The organism is Bradyrhizobium sp. 22, from assembly GCF_000482425.1.
Lineage (GTDB): Bacteria > Pseudomonadota > Alphaproteobacteria > Rhizobiales > Xanthobacteraceae > Bradyrhizobium > Bradyrhizobium japonicum_B.
In genome coordinates, this window is the sequence record NZ_KI519400.1 from 904244 (window position 1) to 926511 (window position 22268).

General features: G+C 65.9%; 19 protein-coding genes. 10 read left to right on the forward strand and 9 right to left on the reverse strand.

Annotated features, from left to right (window positions below; all coding sequences use genetic code 11):
• Nucleotides 1–6: 6 nt before the first annotated feature.
• Entirely contained in the window at nucleotides 7–813 is an 807-nt protein-coding gene (locus tag K410_RS0129735) for a FadR/GntR family transcriptional regulator (RefSeq protein ID WP_028138258.1), read from the reverse strand.
• 140 nt (nucleotides 814–953) lie between these two features.
• Between K410_RS0129735 and K410_RS0129740 the strand changes: the two genes are divergently transcribed.
• Both K410_RS0129740 and K410_RS0129745 read left to right on the forward strand, forming a co-directional pair.
• Entirely contained in the window at nucleotides 954–2438 is a 1485-nt protein-coding gene (locus K410_RS0129740; RefSeq protein WP_028138259.1) for a mannitol dehydrogenase family protein, read from the forward strand.
• A gap of 97 nt (nucleotides 2439–2535) precedes the next feature.
• Nucleotides 2536–2943 (forward strand): nuclear transport factor 2 family protein, encoded by a 408-nt coding sequence (locus K410_RS0129745; protein ID WP_028138260.1) that lies wholly within the window; start codon nucleotides 2536–2538, stop codon nucleotides 2941–2943.
• A gap of 24 nt (nucleotides 2944–2967) precedes the next feature.
• Here K410_RS0129745 and K410_RS0129750 read toward each other — a convergent pair whose 3' ends face one another.
• Entirely contained in the window at nucleotides 2968–3723 is a 756-nt protein-coding gene (locus tag K410_RS0129750; RefSeq protein ID WP_049820458.1) for an HAD family hydrolase, read from the reverse strand.
• A 145-nt stretch (nucleotides 3724–3868) separates the two neighbouring features.
• Here K410_RS0129750 and K410_RS0129755 point away from each other — a divergent pair, with 145 nt between their 5' ends.
• From K410_RS0129755 to K410_RS0129770, 4 genes are all read left to right on the forward strand, one after another.
• The gene (locus K410_RS0129755) at nucleotides 3869–4717 is read left to right on the forward strand and encodes an SDR family oxidoreductase (RefSeq protein WP_028138262.1); all 849 of its coding nucleotides are present in this window, start codon (nucleotides 3869–3871) and stop codon (nucleotides 4715–4717) included.
• Between the two features lie 116 nt (nucleotides 4718–4833).
• On the forward strand, nucleotides 4834–6102 hold the full coding sequence (locus K410_RS0129760) for a serine hydrolase domain-containing protein (protein ID WP_028138263.1): 1269 nt from the start codon (nucleotides 4834–4836) through the stop codon (nucleotides 6100–6102).
• Between the two features lie 319 nt (nucleotides 6103–6421).
• On the forward strand, nucleotides 6422–7000 hold the full coding sequence (locus tag K410_RS0129765; RefSeq protein ID WP_028138264.1) for a MarR family winged helix-turn-helix transcriptional regulator: 579 nt from the start codon (nucleotides 6422–6424) through the stop codon (nucleotides 6998–7000).
• Between the two features lie 132 nt (nucleotides 7001–7132).
• Nucleotides 7133–8197 carry a ketopantoate reductase family protein gene (locus K410_RS0129770; RefSeq protein ID WP_028138265.1) on the forward strand — a complete coding sequence of 355 codons (1065 nt, stop codon included), beginning with the start codon at nucleotides 7133–7135 and terminating at the stop codon, nucleotides 8195–8197.
• Nucleotides 8198–8225: 28 nt separating this feature from the next.
• Here the strand turns inward: K410_RS0129770 and K410_RS0129775 are convergent, their stop codons facing one another.
• Nucleotides 8226–8810 carry a LysE family translocator gene (locus K410_RS0129775; protein WP_028138266.1) on the reverse strand — a complete coding sequence of 195 codons (585 nt, stop codon included), beginning with the start codon at nucleotides 8808–8810 and terminating at the stop codon, nucleotides 8226–8228.
• Between the two features lie 267 nt (nucleotides 8811–9077).
• Between K410_RS0129775 and K410_RS0129780 the strand changes: the two genes are divergently transcribed.
• Complete coding sequence (locus K410_RS0129780; RefSeq protein ID WP_028138267.1) at nucleotides 9078–10589, forward strand: helicase HerA domain-containing protein; 1512 nt, start codon at nucleotides 9078–9080, stop codon at nucleotides 10587–10589.
• Nucleotides 10590–10629: 40 nt separating this feature from the next.
• Here the strand turns inward: K410_RS0129780 and K410_RS0129785 are convergent, their stop codons facing one another.
• Nucleotides 10630–11664, reverse strand: coding sequence for a putative FMN-dependent luciferase-like monooxygenase (locus K410_RS0129785; protein WP_028138268.1), 1035 nt, complete (start codon nucleotides 11662–11664; stop codon nucleotides 10630–10632).
• A gap of 466 nt (nucleotides 11665–12130) precedes the next feature.
• Between K410_RS0129785 and K410_RS0129790 the strand changes: the two genes are divergently transcribed.
• The gene (locus K410_RS0129790; protein WP_028138269.1) at nucleotides 12131–13918 is read left to right on the forward strand and encodes a peptide ABC transporter substrate-binding protein; all 1788 of its coding nucleotides are present in this window, start codon (nucleotides 12131–12133) and stop codon (nucleotides 13916–13918) included.
• Between the two features lie 529 nt (nucleotides 13919–14447).
• On the opposite strand, the gene K410_RS0129795 is transcribed toward K410_RS0129790, so the two are convergent.
• From K410_RS0129795 to K410_RS37435, 3 genes are all read right to left on the reverse strand, one after another.
• Nucleotides 14448–14735, reverse strand: a complete 288-nt coding sequence (locus K410_RS0129795; RefSeq protein WP_028138270.1) for a DUF2934 domain-containing protein — start codon at nucleotides 14733–14735, stop codon at nucleotides 14448–14450.
• Between the two features lie 126 nt (nucleotides 14736–14861).
• The gene (locus K410_RS0129800) at nucleotides 14862–15047 is read right to left on the reverse strand and encodes a hypothetical protein (RefSeq protein ID WP_028138271.1); all 186 of its coding nucleotides are present in this window, start codon (nucleotides 15045–15047) and stop codon (nucleotides 14862–14864) included.
• Nucleotides 15044–15205: a DUF2934 domain-containing protein gene (locus K410_RS37435; RefSeq protein WP_080672312.1), complete on the reverse strand. Its 162-nt coding sequence runs from the start codon at nucleotides 15203–15205 to the stop codon at nucleotides 15044–15046. The genes K410_RS0129800 and K410_RS37435 overlap by 4 nt, the downstream gene beginning before the upstream one ends.
• Nucleotides 15206–15528: 323 nt before the next feature.
• On the opposite strand from K410_RS37435, the gene K410_RS0129810 reads away from it, so the two are divergent.
• Together K410_RS0129810 and ppsA are read left to right on the forward strand one after the other, a co-directional pair.
• Entirely contained in the window at nucleotides 15529–16470 is a 942-nt protein-coding gene (locus tag K410_RS0129810; protein WP_028138272.1) for a 1-phosphofructokinase family hexose kinase, read from the forward strand.
• A 110-nt stretch (nucleotides 16471–16580) separates the two neighbouring features.
• Nucleotides 16581–19046 carry a phosphoenolpyruvate synthase gene (gene ppsA / locus K410_RS37440; RefSeq protein WP_049820459.1) on the forward strand — a complete coding sequence of 822 codons (2466 nt, stop codon included), beginning with the start codon at nucleotides 16581–16583 and terminating at the stop codon, nucleotides 19044–19046.
• Between the two features lie 860 nt (nucleotides 19047–19906).
• On the opposite strand, the gene K410_RS37445 is transcribed toward ppsA, so the two are convergent.
• Both K410_RS37445 and K410_RS0129825 read right to left on the reverse strand, forming a co-directional pair.
• Complete coding sequence (locus tag K410_RS37445) at nucleotides 19907–21853, reverse strand: S8 family serine peptidase (RefSeq protein ID WP_049820382.1); 1947 nt, start codon at nucleotides 21851–21853, stop codon at nucleotides 19907–19909.
• A gap of 47 nt (nucleotides 21854–21900) precedes the next feature.
• Nucleotides 21901–22131: a hypothetical protein gene (locus K410_RS0129825; protein WP_028138273.1), complete on the reverse strand. Its 231-nt coding sequence runs from the start codon at nucleotides 22129–22131 to the stop codon at nucleotides 21901–21903.
• Nucleotides 22132–22268 lie beyond the last annotated feature (137 nt).

The following is a 22268-nucleotide window of genomic DNA, read 5'->3' on the forward strand; positions in this document are numbered from 1 at the left end:
ACAATCTCATCGCCGCCGCGCGCTGCTGCCCGTGGCGCGCTTTTTCGGTTTTGGTTTTGGCGACTTCGCCGGGGCGCGCTCGCTTCGGCTCGCTCCCGACGACGGCGCGGCCGCGTTCTCGGCACCGAAATTCTGCGCGAAGCGCTCCTGCGATCTCACCAGATGGACCCGCATCGCCTCACGCGCGGCTTGCGGATCATGCGCCGCGATCGCCTCGCGCACGGCGCGATGCTCGTCTACCGCGGTGCGCCAGGTGCCCGGATTCTCGAAATAATGCGCGAGCTGCGCGAAATACGGATTGAGGCGCTGGTCGAACAGCTCGCCGACCACGCGCACCAGCACGGCATTGCCGAGGCTGCCGGCGATCGCGACGTGGAATGCGCGGTCGTGAACCATGGAGGCTTCGCCGGGATGCTCAACCTTCTCCATCGCGAGCAGCGAGGCGTCGATGCGGGCGATGTCGTCCTTCGTCGCCACGCGCGCGGCCTCTTCGGCGATCGCGCTTTCCAGGAATTCGCGGGCGCGCAGCAGCTCGAACGGCCCCTCGATGACGGACGCGGCTGCCGGCGCGGCGCTTGCGGCAGGCTCGATGACATAAATGCCGGAGCCGACGCGAATGCGCAGCCGCCCCTCGACCTCGAGCGCAATCAGGGCTTCGCGCACCGTGGGCCTGGACACCTTGAGCTGCTCGGCGAGCTCACGTTCGGTCGGCAAACGGCTGCCGACCGCGTACTCGCCGCTGTCGATCAGGCTTCGCAATTGATCGGCGACCTGGCGATAGAGCCGTCTCGCCTCCACAGCTTCCAGCGGCACGCTGGTCCTCCCGAAAGGGTCACGCGGGACTTTCCGCCCGCGGCCCGCCAATTTTGGAAAATTGGCCTTACCAATTGGCCAGAGCATTGACCCGATCCGGACGCCATGTCAAGCAGCGGCAAAGCAAAGGGGAGACGTCCATGCGCCCAGGTTCAGCGCGTCTTGCCAGGGCCAATCTCGACCGGCTGCCGCCGGCCGTCCGCCGCCCGGCCTACGACCTCTCGCGCGTCACGCCCGGCATCGTGCATCTGGGTCTCGGCGCGTTTCATCGCGCGCATCAGGCCGTCGTCATCGACGATTGCCTTGCCACGGGCAGCCCATCCTGGGGCATTGTCGGGGCGAGCCTGCGCAGCCCGGACACGCGCGACGCCCTCGCCCCGCAGGATCATCTCTACACGGTTGCGGTACGCGCCGCGGAGGGCACCGAGCACCGCGTCATCGGCGCGCTGCTCGACAGTGTCGTCGCACGCGAGAAGCCGGCGGCCCTGGTCGAGCGGATGGCCGATCCCGCCACCCGCATCGTCTCGCTCACCGTCACCGAGAAGGGCTATTGCCACACGCCGCAGACCGGCGATCTCGACGAGCGGCACCCTGACGTCGTGCATGACCTGAACAATCTGGACGCGCCGCGATCGGCACCCGGCTTCATCGTCGCGGCGCTGGCGCGGCGGCGCGCGCTCGGAGCCAAGCCCTTCACCGTGCTGTGCTGCGACAATCTCGCCGCCAATGGCCACACTACACAGCGGATCGTGACGCAGTTTGCCGCGCTGCGCTCCAAGGATCTCGGCAAGTGGATCGCGGACAATGCCGCATTCCCCTCGACCATGGTCGACCGTATCGTTCCTGAAACCACGGCTGCCGACCGGGACGCGGTGTCATCCGCGCTGGGCCTGCGCGACGCCTGGCCCGTCATGACCGAGCCCTTCACGCAATGGGTGGTGGAGGACCGCTTCACGGCGGGCCGGCCCGATCTTGCCGCTGTGGGCGTCGAGCTCGTCAGCGACGTCAAGCCGTTCGAGCTGATGAAGCTGCGGCTGCTCAACGCCAGCCATTCGGCGCTGGCCTATCTCGGCTATCTCGCAGGCTACGAGACCATCGCCGACACCATGCAGGATCCGCATTTCGCGCGTTTGGCCGCGCAGGTGATGGAGCAGGCCGCGGTGACGCTGACGATGCCATCAGGCACGGATCTCGCCGCCTATCGCGCCTCGCTGCTGAAGCGCTTCTCCAATCCGGCGCTGCATCACCGCACCTGGCAGATCGCGATGGACGGCTCACAGAAGCTGCCGCAGCGCCTGCTCGGCACGATGCGGGACCGCCTCGCCAAGAATCTGCCGATCGCAACGCATGCGCTCGCGGTGGCCGGCTGGATGCGCTACGTCAGCGCAACGGACGAACAGGGCCGCGCCATCGACGTGCGCGATCCGCTTGCCGCCGAGTTCGCACAGCTGGCACGCGAGGCGGGGCCCGTCGCGGAGCGGCTCGCGCCGGCGCTGCTCGCCGTGGAGAAGGTGTTCGGACCGCTCGGCGCGGAGCCGCGCCTGCGCGAGGCGGTCGCCGCGGCCCTCGGCCGTCTCTACCAGGATGGCGCGCGGCGGGCGGTGAAGTCGCTGGTCTCGGCTTGAGCACAAGCGCACAATGCTGCACTGCGGTCCAAATTGAACGCCACGTCGAACGGAAGTCGCGCTTGATTTTTGTCTGTCGTTGCCCCACCCGGGAGAGATGGCAAGAGACAGCAAGATCATCGCCGCCAACGCGGCCTTCTACGCCGCGTTTTCAGCAGGCGACTTCGCCGGCATGGAACGGATGTGGGCGGATGACGACGGCATTTCCTGCATCCATCCCGGCTGGCCCGCCATCGTCGGCCGCGCCACGGTGATCGGAAGCTGGCGCGACATCCTGCAAAATCCAGAGCGGCCGCAGATCGTCTGCGCAGAACCGCAGGCGATCGTCGACGGCGACAGCGCCCGCGTACTCTGCATCGAGATCGTCGACGGCACCGCCTTGGCCGCCGCGAACCATTTCCGCCGCGTCGGCGACGATTGGCGCCTGGTGCATCACCAGTCCAGCCCGATCGCGCAGATTGTCGAGCAGGCTGAGGACGATAGGACGAGCCACCGGGTCCACTGACGGCGCCGGACAGGCGGGCGCGTTCTACTGTGCATGGGGTTGTTTTTCGGTTTCTTGCTTGGCGGCGTCGAGTTCCGACAGATCATCCAGCACGAACCGTGCCGCGCTGAAATCCTCGTCGCGGAAAAACATGCTGCGGGTGATCAGGACAGGAATGCCGGCGCGTGAGGCCGCGATCAGGCCGTTGGCAGAATCCTCGATGGCGACGCAGCCGGCCGCGCCCAGCTGCAGCCGCGCCAGCGTTTCGAGATAGACGTCCGGCGCGGGTTTCTTGTGCCTGACGTCGTCGCCGGCGACGATGGCATCGAACTCGGCCGGCCAGCGCGCCCCCAGCGCCTGCGACAGGAGCGCATCGATGTTGCCGTGCGAGGTCGTGGTCGCGATCGCGAGCCGCTGGCCGCGTGCCTTCGCCGCGGCGAGCAGCTCGATCACGCCGGGCCTCAAGCGACAGCAGCCGGTCTCGACCAGTTCGGCATAATGCGCGGTCTTGATGCGGTGAAGCGCGACGATGTCCGCATCCGGCAGCGGCGGAGCGATCGGCAGCCGGGCGTGGTAGGCGCGCATGCGTTCCTTGCCGCCGGTCACCCGCAGCAGTTCCTTGTAGACGGCGCGGCCCCATTGCCAATCGAGACCGTGGCGCGCGAAGGCATGATTGAAGGCCTGCCGATGCAGCTCCTCGGTCTCGGCCAGGGTGCCGTCGACGTCGAAGATCAGCGCGGCCGCGCGCCGGATCAGCTCGCTGGCATTCGCCGGCGCCAAAGCGAGCGCTTCTGCCTGCATGATCGGTGCCTCCCTGTGACAGGCGAACATCGCCCGAGGCTGGTGGCGAGACAAATCGCAATATCTTTTGCCGGCCCCAAAATTCCCTTATGAGCGAAAGGCGCGCGACGGCGCGGACGGGAACTTCGAGCTTTCAGGGAGACCCATGCGCCTCTTCATTCTCGGCCTCGGCTACAGCGCCTTGCATTTCGTCCGCAAGCACGGCGGCAGCTTCCCGCATCTCGCCGGCAGCGTGCGCGATCCGGCGCAGCGGAACGACCTCGCCGGCATCGAGCTCCACGCCTTTTCCGGCAGCGCTCCGTCGCGCGAGACGGTCGAGCAGGTGCGCGACGCCGACGTGCTTCTGGTCTCGATCCCGCCCGGCAGCACCGGCGATCCCGCCATCGCGGCGTTCGGCGACGTGCTGGCAGCGGGCCGCCGCAAGATCGTCTATCTCTCGACGATCGGCGTCTATGGCGACCATGGCGGCGGATGGGTCGACGAGAGCACCCCGCCGCAGGCCACGCTCGACCGCGCGCGCCTGCGGATTGCCGCCGAGCAGGCCTGGATGGACGTTGCGCACGGCAATGCCGCAATCCTGCGGCTCGCCGGCATCTATGGTCCCGGCCGCAATGCGCTGGCGACGCTGCGCGCGGGAACGGCGCGGCGCATCATCAAGCCCGGCCAGGTCTTCAACCGCATCCATGTCGACGATATCGCCAGCGCGATCATGGCCGCCATCCGCCACGAAAGCGGCGGCATCTGGAACGTCTGCGACGACGAGCCTGCGCCGCCGCAGGACGTGATCGCCTATGCCGCGACGCTGATGGGCGTGGCGCCACCACCGGAAGAGGCGTTCGCGACGGCCGAGATGTCGCCGATGGCCCGCAGCTTCTATGCCAGCAGCGCCCGTGTCTCCAACGCGAAATTGAAGCGCGAGCTCGGCGTCGCGCTGGTCCATCCGACCTATCGGCACGGCCTCGATGCGCTGTGGCGCGCGGGCGAAGCACGATAGGTTCCGGCGTTCCCGGTGCCCCAGTCATGCCCGCCCGTGCTTGACTTCGCGTCGAAGCGGACGTGATCTAGGCCTCACGTGGGCCACCGCATAACGAGCTCGCCTGGGAGGACGCAATGATCAAGACGATCGCCATGATCGCGACGGCGGCTGCCGTCATCGCCTTCGGCACGGCCAGCGCCGCGCCACTGCCCGAAGCCAATCCCGACGACGTCGGCTTTTCCAAGCCGGGCCTGGCACGCCTCGACAATTTCTTCGCGCGCGAGATCGCCGCCAAGCGCGTGCCCGGCGCCGTCGTCGCCGTCGCGCGGGACGGCAAGCTGGTGCACTACAAGGCCTACGGCCTGCTCGATCCGGACAAGGGCACGCCGATGCCGCTCGATGCGATCTTCGCGCTGGCCTCGATGACCAAGCCGATGGCGGCGGTCGCGGGCCTGACGCTGATGGAGCAGGGACGGCTGCCGCTCCAGGCCAAGCTGTCCAATTACTATCCCGGCTTTGCCGACATGAAGGTCGGCGTGACCGAGGCCGACGGTTCGCTCAAGCTCGAGCCCCAGGCCTCGCCGATCTTCGTCCACGATCTCTACCGGCACACGTCGGGTTTGATGTATGGCGGCCGTCCGGACTCGTCGAGCCCGGTGGCGCGGCAATACCCTGACGGCATTGCTCCGGCGATCGAAGGCGACACCCAGGCCTTCATCGACCGCATCACCAAGCTGCCGCTGGCGCACCAGCCCTCGACCGTGTTCGAGTACGGTTTTTCGATCGACGTGCTCGGCGCGGTCGTCGAGAAGGTGAGCGAGCAGAAGCTCGGCGACTATCTCGCCGCCAATGTCTGGCAGCCGCTCGGCATGAAGGACGCGACCTTCCACCCGACCGACGCGCAGCGCCCTCGCCTCGCCCGCCCCTTCGCCAAGGATCCGCTGACCGGCAAGCCGCAAGCCATCAAGCTGCTGGACACGCCGACCAAGTTCGACTGCGGCGGCGCCTGCGCGTTCGCCACGATCGGCGACTACCTCCGCTTCGGCCAGATGCTGCTCAACGGGGGCGAGCTCGACGGCCAGCGCATCCTTTCCCCCAAGACCGTGCATCACATGACGGCCAACCATCTCGGTCCCGAGATCAAGAACAACGTGGCCAAGGTCGAGCCGCATCGCGCCGGCTTCGGCTTCGGCCTTTCGGTCGCGGTCCGGACCAGCGAGGGGCTGTCAGCGGTCCCCGGCAACCCCGGCGAGTTCACCTGGAACGGTGCCTACGGAACGCAGTTCTTCTGCGATCCCAGGGAGCGTCTCGTCGTCGTGGTCGGAACGGCGGCGCCGGGCGAGCTCCGGAAATATTACCGCGAGCAAGTGCAGGACATCGTCTATGGCGCGATGACGAAGTGAGAGCGAGAAAGCTGCCGGCAACGAAGCCGTAGAGCTCGAACATATTGCGCCGCTGCTGCCAATGCCGCGCGTGTGCCCAATCACGTGCGAGCCGCCGTCATTTGATTGAAAGTTTCAAACAATTTGAGCTGTGCGATTTACTCGAACTTTCTGTGTGACGTCCTAGGTCCACGGCCGGAAGTTCCAGCGGCGAGCTTCTTCCCCACGCGCGGTACGCATCCGGCAACGGACGAACGGCGAGGCGGGACTTCATCTCCTCCACTCAGATTGCGCTCCAAAAGGCTCAATTGAATAGAGCTTTATCCGGCTTGGAATTGAAATGAATTTGGCTCGCGAATCCATTGCACTGCTGGAGCAGGCCGCAAGTATCCTGTGGTTCGAAGGCACCAGGCACGGCCTGCGCGACCGCGAGTGGATGGCGCTGCGGTTCCTCTCCCGCGCCAACCGCTTCTCGCGGACACCTTCGGCGCTCGCAACTTATGTCGGCACCACGCGCGGCACCGCATCCTTCATCATCGGAGAGCTCGAGCGGCTCGGCTACCTCGAGCGGAAGCGCTCCGCCACTGACAAGCGCTCGGTGATGTTGAGCGTGACGCAGCAGGGCAAGAAATTCCTGGTGCGCGATCCCGTCAACGTTCTGGTCGAGGCGATTGCCGGGCTCGACGACGAGGTCAAGATCCGCTTCCGCGACACGTTCCGGCAGGTGCTGGACCAGTCGGACTCGGCCGAGCAGCGGCACCACACTGACGTCTGCAGGCGATGCATCTTCCTCCGGGAGGAGCGCACCGCCTCGGACAGCAAGGCGACGGCCGGCCTCAGCTGCCGCCTGTTCCGCTCGCCGATCGCGGAGGCGGAGGTCGATCTGCTCTGCACCAGCTTCGAGCATCACCGCCAATAGAAGCCGGCCCCAGCCGGCCTTGTATGCATTATCCCAGTTGCCATCCCCGCGCACTTCGCTTTACATGCCGGCAAACGCCCGCGGATGACGGCCGGGGCTGAAAAATCGCACAGATTGTCAAAGGGACGGAGCATGGCGCGCAACATATTGATTCTCGGGGCTTCTTACGGCTCCCTGCTGGGCACGAAGCTGCTGATGGCCGGGCACAACGTGACCCTGGTGTGCCGCGCCAAGACCGCGGAGCTGATCAACCGCGAAGGTACCGAGGTGCGCATCAAGTTGCGTGACGAGGCGGTGCACCGGGCGATCTTCTCGCGCGACCTTCCGGGCAAGCTCGACGCGGTGACCCCGCAGAATGTCGATCTCTCCCGCTACGATCTGGTCGGCCTTGCGATGCAGGAGCCGCAATACACCAACCACACCGTGCGCGTTCTCATGGTCAAGATCGCCGCGGCCAAGCTGCCGTGCCTGTCGATCATGAACATGCCGCCGCTGCCCTATCTGAAGCGGATTCCGGCGCTCGCCGACATGGATCTGGAAGAGGCCTACACCAACGCGCAGGTGTGGGAGCGGTTCGAGCCGGGGCTGGTGACGCTGTGCTCGCCCGACCCGCAGGCATTCCGCCCGCCGGAAGAAGCCGCCAACGTGCTGCATGTCGGCCTGCCCACCAACTTCAAGGCGTCGGTCTTTGCCGACGACAAGCACAACAAGGTGCTGCGCGAACTCGAAGCCGACATCGATGCGGTGACGCTCGACGGCCACGACGTTCCGGTGAAGCTGAAAGTATTCGACTCCCTGTTCGTGCCGCTGGCGAAATGGTCGATGCTGCTGACCGGCAATTACCGCTGCATCACCCCGAACGAGCCGCAGTCGATCCGCGACGCCGTGCACGGCGACCTCAAGCGTTCGCAGACGATCTACGAGCATGTCGACGCGATCGCGCGCCGCCTCGGCGCCGATCCGCAGGACCAGGTGCCGTTCGCAAAATATGCCAAGGCCGCCGAGAGCCTGCTCAAGCCGTCATCGGCCGCACGGGCGGTCGCAAGCGGCGCGCCCTTCATCGAACGCGTCGACCTCCTGGTGAAGCTGATCTCGCATCAACTCGGCGTGCCCAACGCCGAGATCGACCGCACGGTCGACACCGTGGACCAGAAGCTGAACGAGAAGATCGTGCAGGGCGGCTCCGGCGCGCAGTAAGCGCCCCGTTACGAGCGGGCGTGGCGCTTCAGGCCGTCAGCAAAGGTTGAAGCCAGATCAGGCCGGTCACGGCGACCAGTGTGACCGCGCCGATGCGCGTGACCAAATGGGGATGCCCGAGGCGACGGGCGCCGCGGCCAAGCGTTGCGCCGAGAGCGATCCACGCGGCGCCGGCCGTGACAATCTGAAGCGCGATCGCGCCGAACCAGGGCAGCAATTCGAGCGGCGCAGCCTCGAGCGGCAGGAGCAGGAAAGCGAACACGAGCGCTTTCGGGTTGAGCAGCGTCGCAAGCAGCACCTGGCCGAACGTCACCGGTGCACCATCGCGCAGCTCGCGTGTGTTGACCCGCCAGAGCATGAAGGCGAGGCAGAGAATATAGCAGGTCACCGCGACGCGCAGCACGAGCGCCGCGACCGGGATGTCGCCGACGATGGGGCCGAGCGCGAGCCGCAACAGGGCAATCGCCAGCAGATAGCCGCAAAGCTCCGCAACGAGCAGATGAAGCGAGCGCGCAATGCCGATTCCCGCGCCCGATGTCGCGAGCAAGGTGTTGGTCGGCCCCGGTACGGCGAGCAGGAAATAGGTCGCTGCGAGAAAGGTTACGAAGCTCATGCGTCTGACTACCAGGCTTGCAGTCAGGCTGGTTTGATCTTCATCATCGAATCCGGTCGTCAAAGCCGGGAATCGGCGCCTAAGCCGCCGAAATGACCACGAATGGGGAGGACGATCCGCAAATCCCCTGTCGTCCCTCACTTCTACGGCACATCGAATCGGAACGCCGTCGTGGGCAACGCGAATGATCAAGCCCGTGCCGCTCGACGCGCCGCGATGGGATTGATAAGCCGCTGTCCGCGAATGACGAGGACTTGAGTCGGGGACATGACGGTTGCGATCGAGATGGGGCAGACCACGGCGGGCGCCGTGGCCGCCATGGACCTCGAGGAACTCTTGGCGACCCGCCTCCTCGTGCAGGGCAATTCCGGTTCCGGCAAATCGCATTTGCTGCGGCGGCTGTTGGAACAGAGTGCGCCCTGGGTGCAGCAGGCCATCATCGATCCCGAAGGCGATTTCGTCACGCTGGCCGAGCGCTTCGGCCATCTGGTGATCGAGGCCGAGGATCACACCGAGCGCGGCCTTCAGGTTGCCGGCGAACGCGCGCGACTGCATCGCGTCTCCACCGTGCTCAATCTCGAAGGTCTCGACGCCGAGAACCAGATGCGGCGCGCCGCCGCCTTTCTCGGCGGCCTGTTCGACGTCGACCGCGACCATTGGTATCCGATGCTCGTGGTCGTGGACGAGGCGCAGCTGTTCGCGCCGGCGGTGGCGGGCGAAGTCTCGGACGAAGCGCGAAAGCTCTCGCTCGGCGCCATGACCAACCTGATGTGCCGCGGCCGCAAGCGTGGCCTCGCCGGCATCATCGCGACGCAACGCTTGGCAAAGCTCGCCAAGAACGTCGCGGCGGAAGCCTCCAATTTCCTAATGGGCCGGACCTTCCTCGACATCGACATGGCGCGCGCCGCCGACCTGCTCGGCATGGAGCGGCGGCAGGCCGAAGCCTTTCGCGATCTCGAGCGCGGGCAGTTCATGGCGCTCGGACCTGCGCTGTCGCGCCGTCCGCTGCGTCTCAACATCGGCCCGACCGACACCTCTCCGCGCAACTCGACGCCGCGCCTGATGCCGCTGCCCGAAGCGACGCTGGAAGATGCGCGCGCCGTGATCCTGGCCGCGCCGCCGCCCGATGCCAGCCGGCCGCAGCGCCGGCCGGCGCCCGATCTGCTGGAGCAGCTTCGTGCCGCGAAGGCCGCCGCCCCGGTGATCCAGCCGGAAGTGGTCGAGGTGCCGGTCAGCGCCGAGGAGCTCGCCGAGCGGCGCGAGCGCGTGGACCGCACGCTGCGGGCCGTGCTCGCCGCGCCCGACGCGGGCTTCCGCGCCATCGGCGTGCTCTACCAGGAGTTCGTGGTCCGCTGCCGCATCGAGGGCCTCGGCTCGGCGGTGCCCGACCTCAATGAATTTCGCCGCATGCTGACGCATGCGCGCGCCGGGCTTGGCACCGATCTCACCGAAGACGACGCCTGGCAGGACGTGTCGCTGCGCGCGTCGATTCTGCCCGAGGACATGCAGGGCGTGTTCATGATGATCGCACGCGCGGCCAAGGAGGGCTGGCCCTGCCCTGGCGATGCCGCGATCGCGCGGGCCTACGGCTCGCATTCGCTGCGCCGGGCGCAGCGGCTGCTCGGCTACATGGAGGAGCAGGGCCTGATCGTGGTCCAGCTCGACGGCGGCGGCCGCCGCATCGTGACGCTGGTGGAGCTGGCCTGGGCCACCGCGCCGGGCGACCCCAACGGCGATGATCTGCCGGCCGAGCCGGTCGCGCGAGCAGCGTCGGCCTGATACGAGATAACTTGGTGCAACGCGAGCACATCCATTCCGGCTAGACCGCCAGCGCCACTTCGCCCGCCGTCTGGGTCCAGCCCAGCGCCGGCGCGACCTTCTCGGCGACCAGCTCGATCGAGCGCAGGACGTGAGGGTGCGGCGCATCGACCGAATGCACCTGGAACACGAGATCGGTCACCCGCTCAAGCGTCGCATCGGCCCGCAGCGAGGCGATGACGTGATCGGCATTGCCGACATGAGTGTCGAACGCCGCGATCATCTCCTCCAGTGTCTCGCCCGGCTTGGCGTGCCCGCCCTGCAGGAATTGCGGCAGCGCGCGGCGCAGACCAATGTCTGCGAGCCGCATGGCCTCTCGATGATCGTCGGCGACGAAGACGCTGCGTGAAGCCATGATGCGCGGCTCAGTCCCCTTGGGCAGCGCGTCCAGATAGGCATCGATCACCGGGTTCTGGATCTCGGCGAGGGTCGCGTTTGGCGCCTCCTTGGTTCGCGGCTGGGTGCGCGAGAGCAGCAGGCCATCGCCGGCCTTGCCGGCGCGCGCCCCGCCGGCCACCGAGAAGGTCGCCTGCCAGATCCGCTTGTCCAGTTGCGGCCGCTGCGGATAGATCGTGTCGCCGCCCGCGAGCGGCTTGCCGACCAGCGCGGTGCGGACGACCTCGAGATTGCGGGCAAAGATCTCGTTGCGCTGGGCGCTGTCGAGGCCGAAGGCGGCAAACGCCGAGGGATTGCCGCCGGTGCCGACGCCGAGCTCGAAGCGGCCGTTGCAGAGGAGATCGAGCACCGCGGCGTCCTCCGCTACCCGCACCGCATTCTCCAGCGGCAGCGTGACGATGCCGGTGCCGAGGCGGATGCGCGAGGTTTGCGCCGCGACGTAGCCGAGGAAGGTGAAGGGCGACGGCAGGCCGCCCTCGCGCTCGTGGAAATGATGCTGCGCAATCCACGCGGCATCAAGGCCCGCCTTCTCAGCGTGCACGATCTGCTCGGCCGCGAAGCGGTAGCGGTCCGCCGGCGGAGCCTCGTCGAGCAGCCGCGTGAAAAATCCCAGGCGTTTCAGGTTTGCAAAACGTTTCATGCGCCCCCTGTCGGACGAGGATGGCCAGTCGCCCGATGATGTCGGTAGCCGCGGCTCGAGACAAGCGGACATTCGCGGGCTGGCGTAGCCGAACACGGCGTTTCAGCTGCGAACTCGGGTCTTGCTGCGTGGCCAGCATCAGGTCGATGCCGGCTGTCCACGGGACCATGTGTGGCGATGGCGTGGCGGCTGCAACGAATCTGCGGCCGCAGCAACATCACGAAACTTGATGCCAGGCGTGACCGCGTTAGGGTTGCGGCGCGGCCTTAGAACTTCCCCAAGTTCACTTGAGTTCGCACTGGATCGTCGCCTGGGTTTCTCAGGCGGCGATCCAGGTCCCGGCCCGCACGGGCCCTCCACGTCGTCATTTCGTCGCAGGGCAGCATTGCCGGCATTGCCGCCTCGCGGCTGATGCAACATGATGGTTGCCAGCGACGATTTGTCTTCGAGGTGGAGGGGTCATCTGATGAACGAGAACGAAATCCGGGGTCTGGTCGGACAGGTGAAGCAAGGCACGCTGTCGCGGCGATCGTTCATGCAAAAGGTGGCCGCGCTCGGAATCGCGGCCCCGATCGCGAGCCAGATCCTGGTCTGGCACGACGTCGCGATGGCGGATGCCACGCTGCCGTACAAGCCGACCAAGGCTGGCGGCGGCGGCCCGCTGAAGCTGCTGTTCTGGCAGGCCCCGACCCTGCTCAATCCGCATTTCGCGATCGGCACCAAGGACCAGATGGCCTCGCGCGTGTTCTTCGAGCCGCTCGCCGGCTGGGACAGGGAGGGCAATTTGGTCCCCTGCCTCGCCGCCGAAGTCCCGACCAAGCAGAACGGCGGCCTCGCCGCCGACGGCACGAGCGTGATCTGGAAGCTGAAGCAGGGCGTCAAATGGCATGACGGCAAGCCCTTCACCGCCGACGACGTCGTCTTCACCTGGGTTTATGCCGCCGATCTCGCGACAGCGGCCTATACCACAGGATCCTACAAGGACATCAAGGTCGACAAGATCGACGACCATACGGTCAAGGTGACCTTCAAGGCGCCGACGCCGTTCTGGGCCGACCCGTTCGTCGGCTCGGTCGGCCCGATCCTGCCAAAACATCATTTCGGCGATTATGCCGGCGCCAAGTCGCGCGAGGCGCCGGCCAATCTGAAACCGGTCGGCACCGGCCCCTACAAATTCGTCGAGTTCAAGCCCGGCGACCTGATCCGCGCCGAACGCAATCCCGACTATCACATCAAGAACCAGCCGCATTTCGACACGCTCGAGATCAAGGGCGGCGGCGATGCGGTGTCCGCGGCGCGCGCCGTGCTGCAGACCGGCGAATATGACTTCGCCTGGAACATGCAGGTCGAGGAGGAGGTCCTCAAGCGCATGGAGGCGGGTGGCAAGGGCAAGCTCGACATCACGCCGTCCGGCAACGTCGAGTTCATCATCCTCAACACGACCGACCCGTGGACCGAGGTCGACGGCGAGCGTTCGAACGCCAAGACCAAGCATCCGACGCTGTCCGACCCTGCCGTGCGCCGGGCCATCAACCTGCTGATCGACCGCGATTCGATCCAGAAATACATCTACGGCCGCGGCGGCATCGCCACCGCGAGCTTCGTCAACGCACCCAAGCAGTTCAAGTCGCCCAAGCTGAAATACGAGTTCAGCATCGACAAGGCCAACAAGGTGCTCGACGAGGCCGGCTGGAAGAAAGGCGCGGACGGCATCCGCGAGAAGGACGGCAAGAGGCTCAAATACGTGTTCCAGACCTCGACCAACGCGCCGCGCCAGAAGACCCAGGCCATCATCAAGCAGGCCTGCGAGAAGGCCGGCATCGAGATCGAGATCAAGGCGGTCACCGCCTCGGTGTTCTTCTCCTCGGACGTCGGCAACCCCGACACCTACTCGAAATTCTATGCCGACATGGAGATGTACAACACCACGCAGCCGCAGCCCGATCCGGAGCGCTTCCTGAACCAGTGCGTCTCCTGGGAGGTCGCCAGCAAGGAGAATAAATGGCTCGGCCGCAACATCTCGCGCTGGTCGGATCCCGAAGCCGACAAGGCCTACAAGGCCGCGCAGAACGAGCTCGATCCGGCCAAGCGCGCCACGCTGCTGATCAAGGTCGACGAGATCTTCTGCGAGGCACATGTGTTCCTGCCGCTGCTCTCTCGCAACGTCGTCAACGCCCACGTCAACAACCTCATGGTCGACATGTCGGGCTGGGACGTCACGACGTGGAATCTGGCGGCGTGGTATCGGGTGTAGTCCGTTGTCCGGGACAAGCTGCAACGCGCATAGCGCGTCGAAGACGCGCGTGAACGCACTTATGGCGTTGCGGCGCCGAGCAGGACCCGGAAGGCGATACGGCACGATGCGGCGACATGGGCCCCGGCTCAGCAGCGCACCGTCGAAGCGACACTGCGCTGCGTCCGGGGCACGAGAGCGGTAGCACTCGCCGCCTCCACATCGTCAGTGCGCAGCAATCCATATTGCCGCCGCTGGCCGCGATCATACTTTTCCCATTGTGTGCTTCAGATCACAGCCGAATCGCGCGCCCTGGCCTACAAGCATCGTGCATGGCCGCAAACAAGGTAACGGCGGTACGCGCGAGGCTGCGGAGGCAATCAACAGCTACGGACTTTTCGAGGCCGCCAGGGTGAGGAACCCGGCGGCCTTTTCTTTCGTTGCAAGCGCCGCACTATTGCAACGCAGCACCGAAAATGTGGACACCAGTCAAGCCCGGGCCTGACGACCTCGCAAAAATCCGGTGATCGAGCCCGGATCGGGCTCGCTGCTATCGCTTCGAGGACGCGTCGGAACCCTTCCGTTCTTCGCGGTCGTCCTCGATCTGCCGTTCCGCTTCGAGCCAGAACTCCAGCTCGCGACCGGCCGGCCGGCCAGCCTGCTCCCAAAGCTCGTAGGCGCGCGCGCGCACCTTGCCGCGCCGCATCATGCGCCGGAGCTTTCGCTTCAGCTCCTCGGCAAAGCTTCGGAAGCGCTGCCCGGTGGTTTCGTCCCGGACCAGCGCGGCCGCTCGCGTTGCGAGTTCGATCTGGTGCTCTAGCTTCTTCTGCTCGTCCACCGCCGACACTGCCGTGGGAAAGGGATATCTTTTGGAGCCCGTGCTGTTCAGACACTGAATGCCCGTCCGGGATGCTCTGTTCCCCGAGCCGCAGCCCGCGTCGCACGAGAAACGGGTCGCCCCGGTTCAGTGCCACGTCGTGTCCGCTTCGACGATCACCACGCGTATCTCCGGATCTTCGGTCGTGTTGCAGGTGCAGGGCATGCCCTCGCCGCAGCGGCAGCCGCCCAGCTGTTCGCTCCAGGCCCGGAGTGGATGATTTTCGCAGACCCATCCCAGACCCCGGCAGAATGGGCAGGCCTTGTCGGTCACAACGTATCCGGCGTCCGCAGCGTGTTGGACTTGTCCTCGTTGCGCAGCTCCTGCTCGGCGGCCTGCCAAAACTCGTCCTCGCGGCCTTCAGGCTTGCCGGCCTGCTCCCACAGGCGGTGCGCGCGTTCTCTGATCTCTTGCTCGGTCGGGTCGGACATGGCGTCTCCTCTGGTGACGCACGGCCCACCCTGGGGGGCATGGGGGCTTTGGAGGCGGGCCGTGCAGGCCAGCAATCGACGGCGACTCTGGCCCGCCGATTCAAGCGCCGGGCGCGCCCGGAGTTCCTAGTCGCGCCTTGCGGCAAAGACTCCGCGGTTCGATTCTTCAACCGACCGACGGCGCAACATCGGCCTTGATCCAGATTAAACTGGCGCTGCCCTGCCGGGATATCCTGCGAAGCTAATCGAAGGCAGATGAGCGCTCCAGGCTGGCCCATCATTGCGGGACGATATTCTGACTCCAAGTGGATACAGACAAGGTCATGCCGGACATCGCCACCGTCACGATCAATCCCGCGGTCGATGTGTCGACTTCGGTCGAAAAGATCGTTCCCGTCGCGAAGTTGCGCGGCACCTCGCAGCGGCGCGACCCTGGCGGCGGCGGCATCAATGTCGCGCGCGTGATCAAGCGGCTCGGCGGCCGCGGCGTGCGCGCGATCTATCCGGTGGGCGGCGGGACGGGTGATCTGCTGCGCCGCCTGCTCGACGCGGAGAGCGTCGACAGCCAGACCTTCCAGATCGCGGGAGAGACGCGGGAGGATTTCTTCGTCCACGAGCAGTCAACTGCTTTGCAATACCGCTTCATCCTTCCGGGGCCGACACTCATTGATCGCGAATGGTCGGAGTTCCTGCAGCTGGTCGCCTCGCTCGATCCTTTTCCCCGCTATGTCGTCGCAAGCGGCAGCTTGCCGGGCGGAGTACCCGACGATTTCTATGCCCGCCTGGCGGCGATCACCAAGCGGCGCGGATCCCAGATCATTCTCGACACGTCAGGAGCGGCGCTTGCCGTGGCAGTCGCCGAAGGCGTCGACCTGATCAAGCCGAATTTGCGCGAGATGCGTGAATTGACGGGAACGGAGCCTCAGGACGCCGGTGAATGGGTGGCGGCCGCCCGACGCATCGTCGAGATGCGGCAAGCATCGATCGTCGCGCTGACCATGGGACATCTCGGCGCGGCGCTGGTGACCCGGGACCGCACATGGCGAGCGAAGTCTCTGCCGATCAAGCCGCTGAGCGCCGTCGGGGCCGGTGACAGCTTTCTTGGCGCGCTGGTGCTGAGGCTCGCTTCCGGCACCGATCTGGGCACCGCTTTCCGCTACGCCATGGCAGCGGGCGCCGCCGCCCTGCTCCATCCCGGCACCGAGCTGTGCCGGACCGCGGATGTCGAACGGCTGGCCGAGCAAGTGGTGATCGAAGAAACCTAGCTGACGCCGCCATTGATCTTTCGCAACACCGTACACCCCGCCTCCCGCCACATTGCCGATGAGGATCGCGTCCCGACCGGTACCCTCGACTTGCAATGCGGAGCAAAGAGATGAGCGACAACCCCTACGTTCGCTGGTTCGAGGACCTCGGCCTGGACGATGTCGGCATGGTCGGCGGCAAGACCGCCTCGCTCGGCGAGCTCTATTCGATGCTGTCGCGGCGCGGCATCTCGGTGCCGAACGGCTTTGCGCTGACGGCCGCCGCCTACCGCGCCGCCCTGCTGCAGCAGGGCGCCTGGGAAGAGTTGCGCAAGCTGCTTGCAGGTCTCGACAAGCGGCATATCGCGGACCTCGCCCGGCGGGGTGCCGCCGCACGGGACATCGTGTACGCCGCGACGGACCTCGCCGAGCTGAGGCAGAAGGTTGCGGAGGCCTATCGGCAGCTCGAGCAGGAATACGGGCCGAACGTTGCGGTGGCAGTCCGCAGCTCGGCCACCGCCGAGGACCTGCCGAACGCGAGCTTCGCCGGACAGCATGACAGCTTTCTCAACGTCCGCGGCGCGCGCGCGCTGTTCGAGGCCTGCCGCCGCTGCTTCGCCTCGATCTTCACGGATCGCGCGATCTCCTATCGCATCGACAACGGCTTCGATCATTTCAAGGTCGCGCTTTCGGTCGCCGTGATGAAGATGGTCCGGTCGGACCTCGCGTCCAGCGGCGTCATCTTCACGCTCGATACGGAATCCGGGTTTCGCGATGTGGTGTTCGTGACCGGCGCCTACGGGTTGGGCGAGAACATCGTGCAGGGCGCCGTCGAGCCGGACGAGTTCTATGTCCATAAGCCGACCTTCAACGCGGGCTTCCGCGCGGTCCTGTCGCGCCGGATCGGGGCCAAGGACAAGAAGATGATCTACGCGCGAAGTCGCACCACCACCCGCAACGTGCCGACGTCGCGCCGCGAGCGCGAGAGTCTTTGCATTTCGGACGACGATGTCCTCAGCCTCGCCGAGAGCGCAATCGTCATCGAGAACCATTACTCGAACAAGGCGGGACATCCGCGACCGATGGATGTCGAATGGGCTAAGGACGGCACCGACGGCAAGCTCTACATCATCCAGGCCCGGCCCGAGACGGTTGCATCCCGCCGCACGCCCGAGGCGTTCGAGAACTATGTGCTCAAGCCGAATGCCGCGGCGGTGCTCGGCGAAGGCCGCGCCGTCGGCGAGAAGATCGCGGCCGGCAAGGTCCGGCTGATTAGAAGGAAGCAGGATCTGCGCGCCTTCAAGCCGGGCGAGGTCCTGGTCGCGCCGGCCACCAGTCCCGACTGGGAACCGGTCATGAAGATCGCCGCCGCGATCGTCACCGAGCATGGCGGCCGGACCTGCCATGCCGCCATCGTCGCCCGCGAACTCGGCGTTCCCGCCGTGGTGGGGATCGAAGGCATCACCAGGAAGGTGAAGACCGGCGCCAACGTGACCGTATCCTGTGCCGAAGGCGACATCGGCCATGTCTATGCCGGCCGCCTGCCCTTCGACGTCGAGCGAGTCGCGACCGCGGCGCTGAACAAGCCGCGCACCAGGATCATGGTCAATCTCGGCAATCCAGAGCTGGCCTTCAAGACCGCGATGATGCCGAACGACGGCGTCGGCCTGGCGCGCATGGAATTCATCATCAACCAGCACATCGGCATTCACCCCATGGCGCTGGCAAAGCCGAAGCAGGTGAAATCCGCCAAGGACCGGCGATTGATCGAGCAGATCACCCGGCGCTACAGGAAGCCCTCGGACTTCTTCGTCGAGCGCCTCTCGGAGGGCGTGGGTACGATCGCGGCTGCGTTCTTCCCACGTCCGGTCATCGTTCGCCTGTCCGATTTCAAGACCAACGAATATGCCAATCTCAGAGCCGGCGCCGATTTCGAGCCGCGGGAGGAGAACCCGATGCTCGGCTTCCGCGGCGCGGCCCGCTACGCCCACCCGGCCTATGCCGCGGGCTTTGCACTGGAATGCGCCGCATTGCGGCGGGTCCGCAACGACATGGGCCTGACCAACCTGAAGGTCATGATTCCGTTCTGCCGGCGTGTCGAGGAAGCCCGCAATGTCATCCAGACCATGGCCCAGCATGGGTTGAAACAGGGCGAGAACGGGCTCGAGATCTACGTGATGTGCGAGATTCCCAACAACGTCATCCTGATCGACCGGTTCGCGGAGCTGTTCGACGGCTTCTCGATCGGCTCGAACGATTTGACCCAGCTCACGCTGGGCGTCGACAGGGATTCCGACATCGTCGCCTTCGACTTCGACGAGCGCGATCCCGGCATGCTGGAAATGCTGAGACTCGCCGTCGACGGCGCCAAGCGCAACCGCCGCCATATCGGCATCTGCGGCGAGGCACCGGCGAACTATCCGGAGATCGCACGGTTTCTGGCCGGGCTTGGGATCGACTCGATCAGCGTCAATCCGTCCAGCATCCTCCGGACCATCGGCGTCGTGTACGAGGCCGAGCAGAATGCCGGCAAAGCCGAGGACATGAGCCGAAGCGGCCAAGGAGACGTGCTGGATCACGCGGCTCTCACACGCTGATCATGGCCGTGAGGGGACTTTAGGGATTGGGGCACGACTTCGCAGCCTCGCGACGATTTTCGCCCGAGCTTTGCTTGATCACTCCACCCTCAAATCCAAGAGGGCGCAGGGAAGGCCGGGTGCCGACATCGCACCCGCGGTCCGCTGCGCAAAATGCACACGCAGAAGAACCGCACAGCAGCATACAGGTGGTGCCGATCACTCGGCCTTCCCTGCGCGGTGGTCGGACGGCTTATGCCGTACTCTCCCGGGAGCCGAACTTTCCTTCTGGCCTCCCTCGCCCCGCGAATTCACGATGCCGTCTGCCCGGTTGGGATCGCGCACATCTCCGCGACAGGCTTGACCGTAGCAACGACGGCCAGGACCACACGGTTTTGCCGTACGCACGGCCCGCCCTTTCGCCGCAGTCTTTCCAGCCCTGTCGACGGAGCTGCGAAACTTACAGGCGAGACGAAGCCTAGCAGCGCCGTCGTCCGCACGCGGTTACGGACTCACAGGGACTACCCGCCCTGCCCGCACCTCTCATGCCGACGCTGCCGCGTCCACCGCAAGCCCGGCTCGCGATCAAGACGACCTCGAGATCGCCCCTCCTGGTTGAGCCGGGATGGGCGACACATACGCCATTTCCGAATTTCGGTAAAGAGGAATATTTTTGCGACGAGGGGTTGACGGGGTGGCGACACAGGACATGCGGTGTCGCCCTGAGCACCAAACGAAGCACACTCGCCATGCCAGCCTCGCTGGTACGAAATCGCACATCCCGAGGTTTCTTGAATCTGTCGCAATGATCGCTCCGCGTGAGAAAACGCGCGGGGCACAGCTCCTGCCGTGCCCCGCGTTCAAGGCCACAAGGACGCGCGTTACAGCAATCCGACCTTGTGCATGAGCTGCCGGATCTGAGCTGGATCGGGATCCATCATCATGGGGGCGATTCCATTGGCGACCTGGGCCGGACCGCGCGCGACGTGGCTCGAACCGTTCGGCATGGGAGCAAAGGACTGTGGCGTCATCGCGCCCGCCGGAATCATGCTCGGCGCTTCGACCGGCCGCAATCCAAGCAGGCGACGCAGCGCTGCCAGCGAGGGATCGGTTCCGGACGCCGCGGCGGCAACCGGGGCGATTCCGGTTTCCAGGCCGAGCGCCCGCATCGCGTTCGGCAGTCCCGCGCCGGCACGATTCGGGTCACCGAATTGCAGCGGCGTCGCGGTTTCCTTCAGGATCTGGAACAGCCGCTCGACCCGGCGTGCATCGCGATTCTGGAAGCTGCCTTTGGTGAAGTCCGGATGGTGCGCCAGCACAAGCGCGGCCAGGCCGGTGACATGCGGCGTCGCCATCGAGGTACCGTCCCATGCACCGAAACCATCGGCGGGAAGCGATGAGACGATCGCAACACCCGGTGCGCAGACGTCGATCTCCGGCCCGAAGCAGGAGAACTTGGCCGGAAAATATCCATCGCGGCTCTGGAAACCGTCGAGGGCTTGCTGCGCATGATAACTGTCCTCGGGAAACTCGCCCCACTTGCCCAACGCGGCGACCGCCAGGCAATGCGGGGTCGAAGCCGGAAACTGCACCGGCCCCGAGGAATTCCCGGCGGCAATGATGCAGGCCATGCCCCTTTCCTTGGCGCGGACGATGCGTTCCTCGATGATCCGCGAAGGCTCGCCGCCACCGAGGCTCATATTGGCGACGTCGATGCCATGCTCCATGCAATAATCGAGCGCAGAGACGAGATCGCTGAACCGGCCGCCCGGGAAGATGCGGCAGACATGGATTTCAGCCGCGGGCGCGAAGCCGCGGATTCCGCCGCCGGAGCCGATGGGGCCGCCGGCGATGATCCCAGCGCAATGCGAGCCGTGGCCGATCGTGTCGACGGTCCACGCCGACTTGTCATTGCCGACGATGCTGGTGCCTTCCGTAATGCCGCGCAGGTTGCGATGGGTCGGCGCCAGGCCGGAATCGATGACCGCGATCTTGATACCGGCGCCATCAAAGGACGGCGGCACACGATCGAGGCCCATGGCGCGCTCACCCCAACCGGTCAATTGCTGGCCGGGGAAGCTCCGCAAGACTGCGCCGAGCGCCCGCACGACGATCCGGTTGACATTGTTGGGAACGAGCTGCGGACGATCGAGCCAGAAGGTCCAGTAGTCGATCTTCGGCTTGACCAGGATCGAGCGGATGGTCTCGGGAGTTTCGCCTTGGAGTGTCACCGTGGCACGGCCGGTGGCGTCGGTGATGGCCTGTGCCGGCCACATGCTGCCGAACACGTAGACTTCGGCGCCGGGCAGCGGGCCGTCCTGGCCCAGGACTTCGATGGTCGCAGTGAAGCCGTCGGCCAGCGGCGTCAGCACCCCCGGATTGGGAAGCTGCGGCGTCGTCGGGTCGAGCATGTAGGTCAGCCGCTCGTCACGCTCCACCGCGCAACGCTCTCCCGCCTGGGTCTGCAGCACCCTGGCCTTGTCGGGAGTCATCTTGGCGAGGACCAGCGGACTGAGCGGCACTTGCCCGAGATCCGCGCTCTGAAATCCGAACAGGCGCGGCGCAGGCACCGTCTTCACCACTTCGATGTCGGGGCTGCTGGTGAGCTGCTGGGTCAGAAAATCGATGCTGAAGGTCGCAAGCCCGGGTTGCTGCTGCGGCGCGATCATGAATTGCGCCGGGCGCGGTGCGATCGTTGCGGCCCCCTGCCCGCGTGCCGGTGACGGGCTGTCGCCATGCTCGGGAAGCGCGCCGTTGCCGTTTGTCGCCGATTCGCTCGCACCGTGCTCGCCCTGCGCGGAAGGTCCTGATTTTCCTCTCGTGGCCATCTGCGGCCTCCTTGATGTTTTGCGTGTCCAATGTTTGCCCACCGAAATCAGTCGGCATCGAACGGCTTCAGCGCCGAATCCGGTTCAACCACGAGCGTGGCAAACCTCGATTTCAAGCGATCGGCCTGTGTCTTCGTCATCGAAAGAATGACGACGTCGGGTGCAACCTGCGCGACTCGCTTCACGTCGGGTTCACGCTGCAAGTGGTCGTTGAGCTCACCGGATTGGACCGGGTCTCCCTGCACGATGAATTGCTGCGACGCGTTTGAATCCGCCATCTGGTTTCCATTCTCATTTGTGCGTGGAGGGCGGGCGTTCGCCCGCCCTCTGCGCGTTGGGTCTAGTGCATCGTGCCACCGGGCTGGCCGGCGTTGAAGACGCCGAGCTGGCGACCGATGTCGAGGCCGGTCTGGGC

What these genes read in the sequence shown, in the direction of transcription:
- K410_RS0129810 (WP_028138272.1), top strand. Translation starts at nt 15,529, where the DNA reads ATGCCGGACATCGCCACCGTCACGATCAATCCCGCGGTCGATGTGTCG.
- K410_RS0129755 (WP_028138262.1), top strand. Translation starts at nt 3,869, where the DNA reads ATGCGCCTCTTCATTCTCGGCCTCGGCTACAGCGCCTTGCATTTCGTC.
- K410_RS0129760 (WP_028138263.1), top strand. Translation starts at nt 4,834, where the DNA reads ATGATCAAGACGATCGCCATGATCGCGACGGCGGCTGCCGTCATCGCC.
- K410_RS0129750 (WP_049820458.1), bottom strand. Translation starts at nt 3,723, where the DNA reads ATGCAGGCAGAAGCGCTCGCTTTGGCGCCGGCGAATGCCAGCGAGCTG.
- K410_RS0129790 (WP_028138269.1), top strand. Translation starts at nt 12,131, where the DNA reads ATGAACGAGAACGAAATCCGGGGTCTGGTCGGACAGGTGAAGCAAGGC.
- K410_RS0129770 (WP_028138265.1), top strand. Translation starts at nt 7,133, where the DNA reads ATGGCGCGCAACATATTGATTCTCGGGGCTTCTTACGGCTCCCTGCTG.
- K410_RS0129825 (WP_028138273.1), bottom strand. Translation starts at nt 22,131, where the DNA reads ATGGCGGATTCAAACGCGTCGCAGCAATTCATCGTGCAGGGAGACCCG.
- ppsA (WP_049820459.1), top strand. Translation starts at nt 16,581, where the DNA reads ATGAGCGACAACCCCTACGTTCGCTGGTTCGAGGACCTCGGCCTGGAC.
- K410_RS0129745 (WP_028138260.1), top strand. Translation starts at nt 2,536, where the DNA reads ATGGCAAGAGACAGCAAGATCATCGCCGCCAACGCGGCCTTCTACGCC.
- K410_RS37445 (WP_049820382.1), bottom strand. Translation starts at nt 21,853, where the DNA reads ATGGCCACGAGAGGAAAATCAGGACCTTCCGCGCAGGGCGAGCACGGT.
- K410_RS0129775 (WP_028138266.1), bottom strand. Translation starts at nt 8,810, where the DNA reads ATGAGCTTCGTAACCTTTCTCGCAGCGACCTATTTCCTGCTCGCCGTA.
- K410_RS0129780 (WP_028138267.1), top strand. Translation starts at nt 9,078, where the DNA reads ATGACGGTTGCGATCGAGATGGGGCAGACCACGGCGGGCGCCGTGGCC.
- K410_RS0129785 (WP_028138268.1), bottom strand. Translation starts at nt 11,664, where the DNA reads ATGAAACGTTTTGCAAACCTGAAACGCCTGGGATTTTTCACGCGGCTG.
- K410_RS0129740 (WP_028138259.1), top strand. Translation starts at nt 954, where the DNA reads ATGCGCCCAGGTTCAGCGCGTCTTGCCAGGGCCAATCTCGACCGGCTG.
- K410_RS0129765 (WP_028138264.1), top strand. Translation starts at nt 6,422, where the DNA reads ATGAATTTGGCTCGCGAATCCATTGCACTGCTGGAGCAGGCCGCAAGT.
- K410_RS37435 (WP_080672312.1), bottom strand. Translation starts at nt 15,205, where the DNA reads ATGTCCGACCCGACCGAGCAAGAGATCAGAGAACGCGCGCACCGCCTG.